Below are 13,384 nucleotides of genomic sequence, written 5' to 3'. Positions count from 1 at the left end.
TCGCCCGAGTAGTGAAAGCGCTTCCAATATATCGATCAGAATGGTCTCTCTCCGGCTTATTCCTTGTGCCCTCATCATTTTGCCATTCATCCGGAGAGCGGCTTCCCTGATAAATTCATTCCATTCCAAGGAGGTTTTATCCTATGCTCGCTTTTCTGCAAAAGATTGGAAGAGCCCTCATGCTCCCGGTCGCAACGTTGCCAGCCGCAGCGATTTTGCAAAGCTTTGGTCTTCTCAAATTCGAGAAGGACCTCAATCTCGGCGCCTTTGGTGCATTCATGGACACGTACATCGCTCCGCTTTTGGCTGCTGGCGGTGCAGCCATTTTTGACAACCTGGCATTAATCTTTGCTGTCGGTGTTGCCATTGGCTTGGCTGGAGATGCTGTTGCTGCTTTGGCCGCTGTCATTGCCTACGTCGTATTGACGAAAGTACTTGCAGCTGTTCCTGCTGCCATGCCTTTCATCGCGGACGATTTAAAACTGAACATGGGTGTCATCGGTGGTATTATGGCGGGTGGTATTGCAGCGTTTTTCTACAACCGCTACCATTCGATCAAGCTGCCAGAATGGCTAGGCTTCTTTGGTGGAAAACGCTTCGTCCCGATCATCACTTCTCTTTCCATGGTTGTCGTCGGCTTGATTTTCGGGATCATTTGGGGGCCGATCCAGATCGCCCTTGACTCATTGGGCTCTTGGATCGTAGGTCTCGGCGCAACAGGTTCTTTCTTGTTCGGATTCTTCAACCGATTGCTCGTTCCATTTGGTCTGCACCACGTACTCAATGCGATTGCCTGGTTCCAAATCGGTGACTTTACCGATGCGACAGGAAAAGTGGTACACGGCGACTTGCATCGTTTCTTTGCGGGAGACCCATCAGCAGGAATGTTTATGACTGGTTTCTATCCGATCATGATGTTCGCACTTCCTGGAGCGGCTTTCGCTATTATTCACTCAGCGCGCCCTGAAAAACGCAAAGTAGTTGCTTCTATGTTTATTGGTGCAGCTCTCGCTTCGTTCCTGACCGGGATTACCGAGGTAGTTGAATTTGCGTTCATGTTCGCTGCTCCACTCCTGTATTTTGTTCACGCGATATTGACAGGTGTGTCCGGGTATATCGTGACCTCTCTGGGTATCAAGCACGGCTTTGGATTCTCAGCGGGTCTGATCGACTACGGCATCAACTACCACCTCTCTACGAATGCTTGGATGATCATCCCGATTGGTCTGGCATTCGCCGTGGTCTACTACGCCCTGTTCCGTTTCCTAATCGTAAAGCTGAACCTCAAGACTCCAGGGCGTGAGGATGACGAAGATATGACAGCTACAGCTAAAGGAAGGAACAATTCGATGCAGGATAAAGCGATCCAAGTGCTCACTCACATTGGTGGAAAAGAAAACATCGTTAGCGTAGACGCTTGCATCACCCGTTTGCGTCTCGTCTTGAAGGACGACAAGAAGGTCAATGACAAAGCTTTGAAGGACCTCGGTGCAGCAGGTGTTATGCGACTGGGTCAAGGAAGCGTGCAAGTTGTCTTCGGAACCCATTCGGAGCTGCTAAAAGAAGAGATCAGCAAGCTGTAAAATACAAAGAATGCCCGGTCACGGCGAAGTCCGTACCGGGCTTTTTTCTGTTTCCTGAATGGGTAACGGACGCGACCCGGCATCATTCCCATCATGTGTCGTACTATATGGGCATCGCGCGTTATTTTCCAACTCCTTTTCAAACATGACCAAGCGCTCGAGAAATCCCTCGCAAGCCGGCAGACTCTGTGGCGCCATCATTTCAATTTCGTAAGCGAAGGTCTTTCTCCATATTTCCAGCTGCCTTCTATTTGCCTCCCAAGCGTTCAAGCCCCCCACCCCTTTTGCTAAATCAGCAAACCAACCTAATAAAAAAATCAAGCATGCTACATCTTAGTTTTTTAGCCAACACTGGCAGATGATTAGCCTTGAAATCATATTCTCCCTTCTCGTACTTCAAGTATGTCGAAGCATTTCGAAACCCGAGTGCTTCCGCCATTTCTTGCAAGGTCAGCTTGCACTCATTACGTCGTTGCGCGATAAACGGGAGGTTGAGTCGTTCCACCAGTTATCTCCTCCTGATTTGCAAAAATGGCAAATATTTATAGTTACATCATATCCTTTCAATTTTAGCAAAGTCAATACAGATTTTGTCATATTAGCAATCTTGTTTTTTCCGTTTTGGAAAATTGTTAGAATGGAATTGCCAAAACGATAAAGGTGGTCTCACGATGTCCATAATTGGTCAACGCATAAAATGGCTGCGCGAGCAAAAACAATGGTCACAACTTCAATTAGCTGAAAAGCTGGGCATACATAATACGGTACTTTCGCGAATCGAGTCAGGCGAAAAGAAAGGCGTCGATTTTCATCTGATTTCCAAAGTCGCAGATTTATTTGAAGTATCCACCGATTTTCTCCACGGGCGCACGGAGGAACCATCTTGGAAACGCGGTTCTGTCCGGGAAACACCGGCGACCTTTTTAGATGTCGATGGCCTGACAGAGGACGAACTGATTGAGGTCAAGCGCCATATTGAATTTTTAAAGTGGAAGGCTTTGCAAGAAAAGAACGAAGACCCTTCTTGAAGATTTGAAGATTAACGAATAACAGAAAAACCCCTGTCTCCAGGGGTCTTCATCGTGGCAAGCGTCAGGCATACTCTCCTGATGCTTTTTTATATAGGCTGTGTTATTCTTCGCTGTCGTTAGCCATTTCGTCTGCATTCAACTCGATCCAGCTCTGCGACCAAGACTCAATTCCTTTGAGCACTGGAGTCAGAGCTTTTCCCATCTCCGTTAAGGAATACTCTACGCGGACAGGAGCAGAATCAGTAAACACCTGCCGATGCACGAGTCCTTCCTTCTCCAAATCCTTCAAACGCTCAGATAGTAGCCTTCCGCTTACTGGCAGGGCCCCTTCCAATCCACAGAATCGCTGTGGTCCCGACAACAACTGGTATAAGATTAGACCTGTCCATCGCTTCCCCAACAACTGCATACCTTTTTCGAACTTGGGACAGAGGGTAGACTGTTTCATAGGTATCACCTCATTCTCCCTCCAGTATACCGCTCTTTGTTCAATCCATCAAAACCAATGATGCGAATCCATTTGAAAATTGCACTTGCCAACTGTTGGGATTTTATTGAATCACTTGACTTAGGAAATTATTATTGTATACTTACTAACGAAAAGTAACTTTGTTACGCATTTAAATTTTCGGAGGGATTCATACATGTCTAATCGTTTTGAATGGAGCGCACTTATTCTACGTGTGATTGCTGGTCTTACTTTTGCCATTCACGGAGTAGCTAAATTTCAAATGGGGCTGGAGAATGTCGCTGGTTTCTTCGGGACCATGGGACTCCCTGCATTCATTGCTTATCTCGTTGCCTTCTTGGAGGTAGTAGGTGGTATTGCCTTGATTCTCGGTCTGGGTACTCGCGTGTTCGCAGGTGCGTTGTCTGTTGTCATGCTTGGTGCGATCTTTAAAGCCAAGCTCGCTGCCGGCTTCCTAGGCGGTGAAGGTGGAGCTGGTTATGAGTTGGATCTGGCCTTGCTAGCGATGTTGGTTTCTCTTGGTATCAGCGGCAGCTCCAAGTTCGCACTCGACGCTATCCTGTTTGGGAAAAGATCGGTTGAGTAATGCGATTGTTAACGTATAAAAGCCAGTCTGAAGGTCATTTTCGAGCCTTCTGACTGGCTTTTTCTCTTTATTCTTTCTGCGGCGATTCCTCGATCATTTTTTTATTGATGATCCTTATTTTGTCTGCTGGTGATTGCTCGTCCTTTGCACTAATAAATAAGGAGTTATCTCCCGCTTCAAAAAACATGACAAAATCCTCATCGGCCATGCTCTTCTCTTCACTGACAGGCGCGCCCAGATTTTTACGGATTGTGTCTAGATTCGTTTCATTTAGATGAAGACCAGCTAAATCAATTCCATACACGCGATCCTGCCCATCAAAATAAATGAGTGCACTCTCTAGCTTCTCAAAGGCTTCATAGCGCCCGCCATCCCAATAATCTTGTTTCGTTACCTTGCCGTATAGCGCAGAAACCTCATCCCGCTTCATCCCGATGTGGATATCGAAGCCACTGATTTCGTTTTTGGATAGCTGCTTTAAAAATTGATCGTCCAGAATAATTTGGCGCACGGTAGCGGTTTGCTTCTCTTGCTTTTGGTCGTCACCGCTATTTCCCGCCTCTTGCTTCTGCTCAGATACAGGCGGTTGTTTAGAATCTGTTGATACACTCGTGTTAGGTGAACAGCCTCCCACAATCAAACCTGCCACTACAGTCATACACACCCATTTTCTCATCCGACTTCATCTCCTCTTAAATGGTCTCATCGCAACTTCGTCACTGGTAAGACATATCTTTTAGTAAAAGTGAGGTGTTGTATGAATGCCACTCTGGTTACTCGTCGTACTTATTTTCGGAGGTCTCTTGCTGATTGGAGCTATCATCGATTGGATTGCCAAGCGCCGGAAGCAGAGAGTCCTCATAGAGCGTAACAACCGTGATTCCCATTCCTTTGATGAAGGATACGATCCGAGAAATAAAGACGAATATCTCAATTGATAGACGCTGCTCCCCATCATTTGGTTACGAAACCGTACCTAACAAAAAAAGACCCCGGAAAGGGTCCCCTTCACACCACAATGCTGATGATAATTCCTGACAAAATGCTGACGAGTGTTGCCCCATACAACAGCTTCAGTCCAAACCGGGCGACGACATTTCCTTGCCTTTCATTCAAGCCTTTTACCGCGCCAACAATTGTCCCGATGGAGCCAAAGTTTGCAAACGAGATCAAAAACACCGACACGATGGCGACCGTTCTTTCGCTTAACTGACCTTGAATTTTCGTAAAGTCGAGGATGGCGACAAACTCGTTCGCCACTATTTTAGTGGCCATGATACTTCCCGCTTGTACAGCTTCGTGCCAAGGAACCCCCATAAGAAAAGCGAGGGGCGCAAAGACATACCCTAACAACGCTTGGAACGAGATACCGAATACCGCACTGAATAACCCGTTCACCATCGCAATGATTGCAATAAATCCGAGCAACATCGCGGCCACGACTACGGCTACTTTAAATCCATCCAGAATGTACTCCCCGAGCATTTCAAAGAAGGCCTGTCTCTCTTCTTTTTCTTGATCGAGCAAATCATCTTCCGGCTTCACTTCATACGGCGTAATAATGGAAGCAATGATAAAACCACCAAATAAGTTAAGTACCAACGCAGCTACTACATACTCCGGTTTGAGCATGGTCATGAAGGAACCCACGATCGACATAGACACGGTAGACATCGCAGAGGCGCACAATGTGTACAGCCTGTTTTCGGGTATAGCACCGAGCTGTTTTTTCACGGTAATAAACACTTCGGACTGCCCGACGATCGCTGAGGCAATCGCATTATACGACTCCAATTTTCCCATACCATTCACTTTGCTCAACACAAGCCCTACATAATGAATAAATAAAGGGAGGATCCTCGTGTATTGCAGAATGCCTATCAGTGCGGATACGAACACAATGGGCAGCAACACTTGTAAGAAAAATGGCGACGCACCCGGATTCGCAATGCCACCGAAAACAAAATTGATCCCCTCGTAAGCATACTCCAGGAGTACGGAAAAACTGTTGGCAATGCCTGATATTAAAATGAGTCCAATATTCGTTCGCAACAGCAGCAAGCCAAACACGATCTGAATCAGAATCATGATGAGGATAGGACGATATCGAATACGTTTTTTATTACTACTTGCCAGCCAAGCAAGCAAAAATACCGTGATCAAACCTATACCTGCGATGATATAATTCATGCAACCAACTCCAATAGCAAAAGATTTAGAGCCGACACGTACATTGCCGATCCGCTTATCTCGCTCCATAATCTTCCCAAAAGAGCACAAAAAAACCCTCCTGAACGATGAATAATCGAACAGAAGGGGGATGAGACAACTATATATCTGCCACAGCGATAGCCTCAATCTCAATCAACAGCTCGTCCCTAATGAGCTTGCTCACTTCAACGGCAGAGCTCGCTGGCGGAGTTTCTGTATTCACGTACTGATCTCGAATCTCACGGACAATGTGCATCTTGGAGATGTCGGTCACAAAAAAAGTCAATTTCACCACATGATCAAAGCTGACTCCTGACGCTTCTAACGCGAATTGGATATTTTCGAAAACTTGCTTCGTCTGTGCCGCTAAATCTCCTGTGCCGACCACTTGGCCTTCCTTGTTGAGAGCCACCTGACCCGATACATAAATCGTCCGTGCGTTCCGAACCTCCACCGTATGGGTGTAGCCAAACGTAGGTGGCATTGTTTCAGGGTTAATGAATTTGATTCGCTTATCATTTTGCATCCGATATGCTCCCTCCGATTCACATTTGCTGGTAAACTATTCTATTATACACAAAAAATTCTGACCATTCTTCAAGTTCTCAAAGAAAGAGAGGAACGCCTCATGATTATTACATGTGATGCTTACTGCAACATGGGCTATATATATTTGCAGCAACCCGATAAGGAAATGATAGATTATCAAAAGGAGAAGGATAACAAGATTAGCCGTTATGTCGATCCTTCCTTGTTGCACATCCCGTTAGTTGTTGATTTCAAAAGGGGAAAGCTGTTGGATGACATGCGTTTTTCCACGAAAACGTACGAAAAGGCGGTTGGCGATGAGATCGATGAGGAGTACCAGAATGATCTCGATGAGCAAGGCTACATGACAGGGATTGAACTGAATTTATCCAAAGACAAGCTGGTTCACTTGTTAGAAAATAAAGCGTTTGTGGTTTATCGCACTGAGTGGAAAGGTCTCCCCTCTCACCTGGTTACATTGGATATGGATCACAAAGTCTTTGATTCGAACAATGTGATTTACCCTCTGAATGAGAAGCAGGATGCGTTCGTGATCATTGAAATTACGGGAGAGTATCAAATTGGGTTAGTGAAGGCCTTACTAACAAGAAGAAATGATTTATATCCCGTCGAGTACTTGTTAGCTCCGCAGTTTATTTTAAGTGAGTATACGTTATAGATATTGAATGAATAACCCGTCTCCAGCTAAACTGAGGACGGGTTTTTGCTTATCAATGGTTGTTTTTAAATTGATCAAACAGCCCGCTTCCAGAGCTTTTCGGCTGTTCTTTTTTGTTTGCGGCTTCAAATTGCTGAAACAGTCCGCCGTCATACTTCTTTTTTTCTTCTACTCTTATTTCTTTCTTTTTGGGTAGGGGCTGTTGAATCGGTGTTCTTTCAGGCTTTACAGGCTTTACAGGCTCTACATTCTTTTTCTTTCTCGTACTTTTCGTATTTTTCGTAATGATCTTGTTAGGAGGTTGTTTCTTCTTCTTTCTTTTTCTATTCATAAACCAATAAGATAAAGGAAAAATGCCGAACATAATCGCACCGGCTGTAATCAAATACAGCTTCCAGATCGATTGCCTTTTCTCTTCTTCTTGTTTTTCTTTCCGCATCTTTTGGACAACCTGTTCAAAATCGCGAACCTTATATCCTTCTTCAACAGACGACAGGTTCTTTACAAACCCAACCGAACGGCTTCCATAATAGATAAAATGTCGCGGGGCATTGTTCACTGTCATCTGATATATGTATCCTGTCGGGACCCCTGAATCTTGGATTTTTTCTTCGATCTCGTTCAAAAGATCAGGAGAAGTCGGATCAATCATCTGGTCATATTCCAAAACTTCATAGTTCTTAAGTTCTTTTTTTCCTACTAACTGAACATTTTCTTCATTGTTAAACAGAAAATACCTCGGAATTCTATTGATATTCTTCCGGTAGACTTTGTTTTTCGGGAAATTATGCAAGGCCATTTGGTTGCTATGCATTTCCAGTGTCTGCTCTGACAGCAGTACCTCTTCCGCTTCTATAATGGGGAGGTTTTTCTCTAAGGCTTCATATTTAGGGAGCCATTGAATGAGACCATCTGGGTCTAAAAACAAGTAAATATCCTGATATTGAAAGGATGCCACATAGATTTGATCCGTTGGCAGGCTATTAAGATAAAACTCTTTTTCAAATGGCGTTGGATCGAAATTGTATGGAATATTGAATACTGTTGCCCCACCTAACTCAGTCTCATCTACCTCTTCTAACTGCCCGTTATTATGTACGGTAAAGTATAGAGAACCATTATAAGTTGGGTCACCCCATATGGTCGTATGATAAAATTGATTCGGTTGTAAATGGTATGGTCCAATACCACCATCGATTTGTATTAAGAGTTCGTTCCGCTGGATTCTTTCCTCTTCCGCAGCGGCTTCTTCGCTCGTCTCCTCTTCCACGTTTTCTTCATCATCATCGTCGTCATCGTCATGCTTTTTGATTTTAACCGGCTTGGATGATTTGAAACCGCTTGAAGGCTTTGCGCTTTTTATCGAGGAGCTTGAACTTTTGCTGGTTGAGCTTGAGCTTTTTCCTGAAGAGTACGAGCTTTTGCTGGATGAGGAGGAGCCTGTACTAGATGACCCTGAACTTCTGCCAGACGAATATGAGCCTGTACTAGATGACCCTGAACTTCTGCCGGACGAATATGAGCTGGTACTCGATGATCCTGAACTTTTGCCGGACGAATATGAGCTGGTACTAGACGAACCTGAGCTTCTGCCTGAACTACTGGAGCTAGATGAACTTGAGCCTCTAGATGACGCAGGCTCTACAGGAAGGATTACTAGACTAATCATTACAGCGCTAAGAAAATAGGCAAGCAATTTCCGTATGAAATATGACCCCTCTATGAACCAACCAATGGTTCTCTATATAACAGTTAAATACTACCACTCCGCATCACGGTAATGCTACAAAATTCCTACCCTTCCTTCTTCATCCTCTTTTGACTTTTTACGATTACATCTATCCTGTATAATTTTTGGAAAATAGGCAATTAGAAAGAGAGGATTCGCTAGTGACAACGGTATACGATAAAGCGAAATATCATTACGAAAACTTTGAGGAAGATCTTCCACAAAAGCAGGCATACGTACATACAGGCTTCTTCATTGGCTGGTTGATTGAAAATGATATGGTTAGCGAAGATTTTCAAAAGAGTTTCGAAAACCTCATCGCTGATTTTAAGCAAAGAAAGATTACTGGCCCTGAAGTTTATGAGAAGACGGGTGGAGTATTTGCAAAAGACATGCTGACTGAAGGTGGAAACCAGTTCGCGATGTTTTACTTCGATTTCGATACGGGAGAGTATCGCTATCATTATCTAGAAGCGTTTGATTGTGAGCCAAGTGTGTATCACGTGGAAGATACTTGGGAGAATTACGATCATATCAAAGATTGGATCGACAACGAGTATGAGTACTGGTGCGAGAAAAATGAATAAGACCGCATGATTACGCGGTCCTTACAGTTAAGTCGCTATCTTATTTCTTCAGGATAAAATCAGACATGACTGCCTTTTCCCATTGAATTCCTTTTGGACTCACATTGGTGTAAAGCGTTATGGAGTCCGCATCTTCAACTACGGCTTTCAAATGAAAGCTCATGTCCTTGGGCTGCAAATATTCATCATACAGCTGTTGGTAGTTGGGATCGTTCTTTTCTTTTGCCGCTTTGATGTAGTCCACGGTGTCAGGGTCTTTCTCAATGTTTTTGTATTTCATTTGATACCCGAACGTCGCTTCTACTTTTCCGTTCACTGTTTTCTCTTCATAATCTGATACGGTAAACTCGACGAGCTCATAGTAGGGGGAAAAAGCTTTTTTGCTCTCTTCTTCCATATAGCTTGCGATTTGGTTATAGCTTGTAGAGTTGTCGACCGATTGTTTCGGTTCTGTGCCAGTGTTCGTTACTTCTTTTGCAGGTGGCGCGGCTGTCTGATTTTGTACGACCGCATCTGAGCTGCAACCACTGAAGAAAATAGCGAAGACCATGCCCATGATTACTTTTTTCAAAGGAAACACCCCTTATCTCGTTCATTTTTTGCTACAAGTAATACGTTCAAGACATGTTCTTTGTCTCCGTATTTTCCAAATAAACGATGAGGGGCGTATGCATAAAAAAGAAAAACCTTGATACATCAAGGCTTTTCCTTCAATGGCGTCCCCGAGAGGATTCGAACCTCCGACCTACAGTTTAGGAAACCGTTGCTCTATCCTGCTGAGCTACGGGGACAAGTATGATCACCTACTTTCTTATTATATGTGTATATCCATTTTTCGGCAAATCCTATCCGTTTCAGTTCATGTCAGCAGCTCTCGTCTGGACTAGCTGATGCATAACGGATTGGCTTCATGATCCGTTGACGACCGGAAAAAGTGGCAATCTCCGTTACCCCTATTGAATGGAGGATCTCCAGATTCGCCGCCACGTATCTCCCAATATCGTCGGGAAAGTGCGCGTCGGACGAGAGTGTCAGTGGAACACCATGCGCCACCAAAACGTCGAGGAAAGTGGGACTGGGGCACATTTCCTGAACGGGATAGCGGTAGTACAGGCCCGCATTGATTTCGGTCGCTGTATCCGTTTCTTTCAAAGCAGTTGCGATTCGGTGGTAATAGGGAACTAGCTCCGATTCCTCTGGGCGGTAGGAGAACACTTTCAGATTGTCCAGATGGGCAACAAAATCAAACAAGTTGCTCCTAATCATGGATTCAACTGTGTGGAAAAAGTCCGCGTATAGCTGTTTCAGGTCATGCTGCTCAAACAGATGGCGAGTCTCGGGATTGTCAAAGCCCCATCCTTGCAAAAAATGAACGGAACCGATCACATAATCCCACGAAGCACCTGCCAACAAGCTTTCCAATTCTGCTTCCCCGCCGATAAAGTAATCAGCTTCGATCCCCAGCCGTAACTCCACACCGCTTGCCGACCAACGCTGCTTTGCTGCCTCAATGGCGACACAAAAGTCGCTGAAGCTCTCGGTGCATACTTGATCAAGCCATGTGCGCTGCAAGCGACCCAAATCGGTGTCACCCAGCTCCATATACCGTTCAAAGTAGGTACGGGCTTCACGAAAGCGGTATAAATGATCGACAATCCCCACTTCCTTCAAGCCTTTGTTTAACGCTTCACGTAAATACAGATCGATCCATGACGGGTCATATGCCCCAAGAGACATCCGGTTATTTAATCGCGCAAGACTGCCCAGCAGCCAGGCACGGGTATGTCGAGGTTCAGATAGCGGATAAAAGTGGTCGAGGGCAGCATTGGTACGGTCGAGCCAACGCAATGAAAAAGGCCCTTCTTCCAGATGAAGATGATAGTCGATCAGCATATGAAGTCTCTCCTTCCCGGATGTTCGCTTATCCAGGTAGTTTGCATGCCAGAAGAAAGCCATTCATCCGGCATCGGCTGGTCACAAACAACCGCGCTGACATCCTTCCAGCCGCAAATACGAAAAAATTGCGTTTGGCCGATCTTCGATGTGTCTCCCAATACATAGACTTGCTCCGCCCGCTGTATCATCATGGTCGAGCACAGCGTTTCTTCCATGTCATAATCGGTGAAGCCATCAGCCGTCATTCCTCCACAGGAAATAAAAGCTTTATCAAAATGAAAACGAGAGAGCAGCTCGCAAGTAAACGCCCCAGCAACCGATTTTTGGGCCGGATGGGTCAGCCCCCCCAGCATAATGACCTGACCGTTGAATTGATTGGCTTCCAATAGCTCGTTTAGTAAAGAAGCGGCGGGGAGCGAATTCGTGACAATCGTTAATTGGTTGAGGCCCTTTATAGCACGTGCCAATTCCAGTGTTGTCGTCCCGACATCGAGCACGATGGTATCCCCGTCAGACAAAAGTTCTGCCGCTATTTGCCCGATTTTCGTTTTTGCCGTCTGTTGGATCGCCTGTTTCTTTTCAAAGTGCGGCTCACGCTTCGCCAAATGATAAGGGATTGCTCCTCCGTACACTCGCTTTAACAAACGTTGCTGTTCCAACTGGTCCAGATCACGTCGTATTGTCTCCGGTGTTACTGCCAGGTTTTTTGCCAGACTCATCACCTGAATTTTACCGTGGCGGTTCAATTCTTCGAGAATCACTTGCTGTCGTTCTTCAGGCAATAGTGTCATAAAGCGGAATCACATCCTTGGGACCTATATACAATGTTTTTGTTGTGCCTATCTGCTCCTGCTCGAAGGACAGGTGAAGAGTGTCCACTAGTACAGGAACATCACCAATGTTCAGCTCGTAACGGGAGATATTGCCGAGCATGGTTACTTGAGCGATATTTCCGGTTAAACAGATGTCCTCCGCAGTCAAAGGCTGTTCGCGAAACGTCTCAGGACGGATTGCGAAACGTTCAACTGCCGGATGAGAAAAATGAGGCGCGATTTGCTTAAGCTGCTCGGCAGTCAGCACGTTGTAATTGCCAATGAAGCGAGCAACAAATTCAGAACGGGGTTGCGTATAAATCTCTTGAGGGCTGCCGTGCTGAACGATTCGTCCACCATTCATGATATAGATGCGGTCACTGACAGCCATGGCTTCTTCCTGATCGTGAGTAACCAGCACAGTCGTCATGTTTAACTCACGTTGAATTGTGCGTAGCTGCTTTTGCAAATTTTTACGAATCTGGGCATCAAGCGCACTAAGCGGCTCATCCAGCAGAAGCACTTTTGGCCGGGTGACCAGAGAACGAGCGAGTGCCACACGCTGCTGCTGGCCGCCAGACAATTCACGTGGGTAAGCCTGCTCCTTTCCCACCAATCCCACCAGCTCAATCATTTCCTGGACACGTAGCCGAATCTCCGTTTTCGAGATTTTGTTCATTTCCAGGCCAAAGGCAATGTTTTGACTGACCGTAAGATTGGGAAAAAGCGCATACGATTGAAACACCATGCCGATCTGCCTGTTTTTTGGCGACACGTCCGTCACATCTTTGCCGTCAATGTAGATCATGCCCGTATCAGGAGCCGTCAAACCACTGAGGATGCGTAGCAGCGTACTTTTGCCACACCCGCTAGGGCCAAGCAAGGTAACCAGCTCGCCTTTTTCAATCGCAAGATCGAGTTGCTGCAACACGTGTTGACCGTGAAAGGTTTTGGACAAGTGTTCGATTTGGACGTAACTCATCAGGGGACCTCCTTGCGTGCGAAGCTTCGGCGCGTGAATTTTACAACCAGACCAGTGATAATAGCCATCAGGACAAAATAAGTGACCGTAATCGCGCTGGCGACGTGTCCACTTGACGATAGCTTGGCGTATAGATACATCTGCAGGGTTTCGTATCTTCCTCCCACCAGGATGTTAATCAATACGAATTCACCAAACAAAATGGAGAACGACAAGAGCGAGGACACGAAAATTCCAGACATGATATTCGGAACGATAATCCGTACGAACGCCTGCCAGTGGCTCCCACCC

The 13,384-nt window shown here is 45.6% G+C and carries 19 protein-coding genes and 1 tRNA gene; 7 read left to right on the top strand and 13 right to left on the bottom strand.

The features are described from left to right. The first annotated feature begins 143 nt into the window (after positions 1-143). Positions 144-1,583 carry an N-acetylglucosamine-specific PTS transporter subunit IIBC gene (nagE, locus tag PMI05_RS08120; RefSeq protein WP_007719806.1) on the top strand — a complete coding sequence of 480 codons (1,440 nt, stop codon included), beginning with the start codon at positions 144-146 and terminating at the stop codon, positions 1,581-1,583. An 18-nt stretch (positions 1,584-1,601) separates the two neighbouring features. Here nagE and PMI05_RS08115 read toward each other — a convergent pair whose 3' ends face one another. Together PMI05_RS08115 and PMI05_RS08110 are read right to left on the bottom strand one after the other, a co-directional pair. Beyond that, positions 1,602-1,862: a hypothetical protein gene (locus tag PMI05_RS08115; RefSeq protein WP_238543268.1), complete on the bottom strand. Its 261-nt coding sequence runs from the start codon at positions 1,860-1,862 to the stop codon at positions 1,602-1,604. A gap of 13 nt (positions 1,863-1,875) precedes the next feature. Beyond that, positions 1,876-2,088, bottom strand: a complete 213-nt coding sequence (locus PMI05_RS08110) for a helix-turn-helix domain-containing protein (RefSeq protein WP_007719804.1) — start codon at positions 2,086-2,088, stop codon at positions 1,876-1,878. A 166-nt stretch (positions 2,089-2,254) separates the two neighbouring features. On the opposite strand from PMI05_RS08110, the gene PMI05_RS08105 reads away from it, so the two are divergent. After that, positions 2,255-2,611: a helix-turn-helix domain-containing protein gene (locus tag PMI05_RS08105; RefSeq protein WP_007719802.1), complete on the top strand. Its 357-nt coding sequence runs from the start codon at positions 2,255-2,257 to the stop codon at positions 2,609-2,611. 103 nt (positions 2,612-2,714) lie between these two features. Here the strand turns inward: PMI05_RS08105 and PMI05_RS08100 are convergent, their stop codons facing one another. After that, positions 2,715-3,062, bottom strand: coding sequence for a helix-turn-helix domain-containing protein (locus PMI05_RS08100; RefSeq protein ID WP_039960453.1), 348 nt, complete (start codon positions 3,060-3,062; stop codon positions 2,715-2,717). 196 nt (positions 3,063-3,258) lie between these two features. On the opposite strand from PMI05_RS08100, the gene PMI05_RS08095 reads away from it, so the two are divergent. Then, positions 3,259-3,669, top strand: a complete 411-nt coding sequence (locus PMI05_RS08095) for a DoxX family protein (protein WP_007719798.1) — start codon at positions 3,259-3,261, stop codon at positions 3,667-3,669. 67 nt (positions 3,670-3,736) lie between these two features. Here PMI05_RS08095 and PMI05_RS08090 read toward each other — a convergent pair whose 3' ends face one another. After that, a complete protein-coding gene (locus PMI05_RS08090) occupies positions 3,737-4,345 on the bottom strand; it encodes a hypothetical protein (RefSeq protein ID WP_007719795.1) in 609 nt (202 codons plus the stop codon). 85 nt (positions 4,346-4,430) lie between these two features. Here PMI05_RS08090 and PMI05_RS31025 point away from each other — a divergent pair, with 85 nt between their 5' ends. Further along, the gene (locus PMI05_RS31025) at positions 4,431-4,607 is read left to right on the top strand and encodes a hypothetical protein (RefSeq protein ID WP_007719793.1); all 177 of its coding nucleotides are present in this window, start codon (positions 4,431-4,433) and stop codon (positions 4,605-4,607) included. Between the two features lie 70 nt (positions 4,608-4,677). On the opposite strand, the gene PMI05_RS08085 is transcribed toward PMI05_RS31025, so the two are convergent. Both PMI05_RS08085 and PMI05_RS08080 read right to left on the bottom strand, forming a co-directional pair. Then, positions 4,678-5,859 carry a NupC/NupG family nucleoside CNT transporter gene (locus PMI05_RS08085; RefSeq protein WP_039960467.1) on the bottom strand — a complete coding sequence of 394 codons (1,182 nt, stop codon included), beginning with the start codon at positions 5,857-5,859 and terminating at the stop codon, positions 4,678-4,680. Positions 5,860-5,998: 139 nt separating this feature from the next. Continuing rightward, a complete protein-coding gene (locus tag PMI05_RS08080) occupies positions 5,999-6,406 on the bottom strand; it encodes a RidA family protein (protein WP_007719787.1) in 408 nt (135 codons plus the stop codon). 102 nt (positions 6,407-6,508) lie between these two features. Between PMI05_RS08080 and PMI05_RS08075 the strand changes: the two genes are divergently transcribed. After that, positions 6,509-7,087 (top strand): hypothetical protein, encoded by a 579-nt coding sequence (locus PMI05_RS08075; protein WP_007719785.1) that lies wholly within the window; start codon positions 6,509-6,511, stop codon positions 7,085-7,087. A gap of 52 nt (positions 7,088-7,139) precedes the next feature. Here PMI05_RS08075 and PMI05_RS08070 read toward each other — a convergent pair whose 3' ends face one another. After that, positions 7,140-8,357 carry a hypothetical protein gene (locus PMI05_RS08070; protein ID WP_007719783.1) on the bottom strand — a complete coding sequence of 406 codons (1,218 nt, stop codon included), beginning with the start codon at positions 8,355-8,357 and terminating at the stop codon, positions 7,140-7,142. Between the two features lie 109 nt (positions 8,358-8,466). Between PMI05_RS08070 and PMI05_RS30875 the strand changes: the two genes are divergently transcribed. Both PMI05_RS30875 and PMI05_RS08060 read left to right on the top strand, forming a co-directional pair. Continuing rightward, positions 8,467-8,775, top strand: a complete 309-nt coding sequence (locus tag PMI05_RS30875) for a hypothetical protein (RefSeq protein ID WP_007719780.1) — start codon at positions 8,467-8,469, stop codon at positions 8,773-8,775. A 202-nt stretch (positions 8,776-8,977) separates the two neighbouring features. Next, positions 8,978-9,403 carry a hypothetical protein gene (locus PMI05_RS08060; protein WP_007719777.1) on the top strand — a complete coding sequence of 142 codons (426 nt, stop codon included), beginning with the start codon at positions 8,978-8,980 and terminating at the stop codon, positions 9,401-9,403. A 40-nt stretch (positions 9,404-9,443) separates the two neighbouring features. Here PMI05_RS08060 and PMI05_RS08055 read toward each other — a convergent pair whose 3' ends face one another. The 6 genes from PMI05_RS08055 to PMI05_RS08030 all read right to left on the bottom strand — a co-directional run. Further along, entirely contained in the window at positions 9,444-9,983 is a 540-nt protein-coding gene (locus tag PMI05_RS08055) for a hypothetical protein (RefSeq protein WP_007719775.1), read from the bottom strand. A gap of 134 nt (positions 9,984-10,117) precedes the next feature. After that, a tRNA-Arg gene (locus PMI05_RS08050) sits at positions 10,118-10,194 on the bottom strand. A gap of 73 nt (positions 10,195-10,267) precedes the next feature. Further along, on the bottom strand, positions 10,268-11,296 hold the full coding sequence (locus tag PMI05_RS08045; protein ID WP_007719773.1) for a histidinol phosphate phosphatase domain-containing protein: 1,029 nt from the start codon (positions 11,294-11,296) through the stop codon (positions 10,268-10,270). Continuing rightward, positions 11,290-12,090 carry a DeoR/GlpR family DNA-binding transcription regulator gene (locus PMI05_RS08040; protein ID WP_007719770.1) on the bottom strand — a complete coding sequence of 267 codons (801 nt, stop codon included), beginning with the start codon at positions 12,088-12,090 and terminating at the stop codon, positions 11,290-11,292. Before PMI05_RS08040 ends, PMI05_RS08045 begins: the two co-directional genes overlap by 7 nt. Then, positions 12,074-13,093, bottom strand: coding sequence for an ABC transporter ATP-binding protein (locus PMI05_RS08035; protein WP_007719768.1), 1,020 nt, complete (start codon positions 13,091-13,093; stop codon positions 12,074-12,076). Before PMI05_RS08035 ends, PMI05_RS08040 begins: the two co-directional genes overlap by 17 nt. After that, positions 13,093-13,384, bottom strand: a 292-nt coding sequence (locus tag PMI05_RS08030; protein ID WP_007719766.1) for an ABC transporter permease, incomplete at its 5' end; no start/stop codon positions are given. The genes PMI05_RS08035 and PMI05_RS08030, both read right to left, overlap by 1 nt.

Origin of the sequence: Brevibacillus sp. BC25, assembly GCF_000282075.1 — a bacterium.
Taxonomy (GTDB): domain Bacteria; phylum Bacillota; class Bacilli; order Brevibacillales; family Brevibacillaceae; genus Brevibacillus.
The sequence above is the reverse complement of the archived record's forward strand: the minus strand, read 5'-3'. Positions and strand labels throughout refer to the sequence as shown.

What these genes read in the sequence shown, in the direction of transcription:
- PMI05_RS08100 (WP_039960453.1), bottom strand. Translation starts at nt 3,062, where the DNA reads ATGAAACAGTCTACCCTCTGTCCCAAGTTCGAAAAAGGTATGCAGTTG.
- PMI05_RS08035 (WP_007719768.1), bottom strand. Translation starts at nt 13,093, where the DNA reads ATGAGTTACGTCCAAATCGAACACTTGTCCAAAACCTTTCACGGTCAA.
- PMI05_RS08090 (WP_007719795.1), bottom strand. Translation starts at nt 4,345, where the DNA reads ATGAGAAAATGGGTGTGTATGACTGTAGTGGCAGGTTTGATTGTGGGA.
- PMI05_RS31025 (WP_007719793.1), top strand. Translation starts at nt 4,431, where the DNA reads ATGCCACTCTGGTTACTCGTCGTACTTATTTTCGGAGGTCTCTTGCTG.
- nagE (WP_007719806.1), top strand. Translation starts at nt 144, where the DNA reads ATGCTCGCTTTTCTGCAAAAGATTGGAAGAGCCCTCATGCTCCCGGTC.
- PMI05_RS08105 (WP_007719802.1), top strand. Translation starts at nt 2,255, where the DNA reads ATGTCCATAATTGGTCAACGCATAAAATGGCTGCGCGAGCAAAAACAA.
- PMI05_RS08075 (WP_007719785.1), top strand. Translation starts at nt 6,509, where the DNA reads ATGATTATTACATGTGATGCTTACTGCAACATGGGCTATATATATTTG.
- PMI05_RS08080 (WP_007719787.1), bottom strand. Translation starts at nt 6,406, where the DNA reads ATGCAAAATGATAAGCGAATCAAATTCATTAACCCTGAAACAATGCCA.
- PMI05_RS08040 (WP_007719770.1), bottom strand. Translation starts at nt 12,090, where the DNA reads ATGACACTATTGCCTGAAGAACGACAGCAAGTGATTCTCGAAGAATTG.
- PMI05_RS08095 (WP_007719798.1), top strand. Translation starts at nt 3,259, where the DNA reads ATGTCTAATCGTTTTGAATGGAGCGCACTTATTCTACGTGTGATTGCT.
- PMI05_RS08085 (WP_039960467.1), bottom strand. Translation starts at nt 5,859, where the DNA reads ATGAATTATATCATCGCAGGTATAGGTTTGATCACGGTATTTTTGCTT.
- PMI05_RS08045 (WP_007719773.1), bottom strand. Translation starts at nt 11,296, where the DNA reads ATGCTGATCGACTATCATCTTCATCTGGAAGAAGGGCCTTTTTCATTG.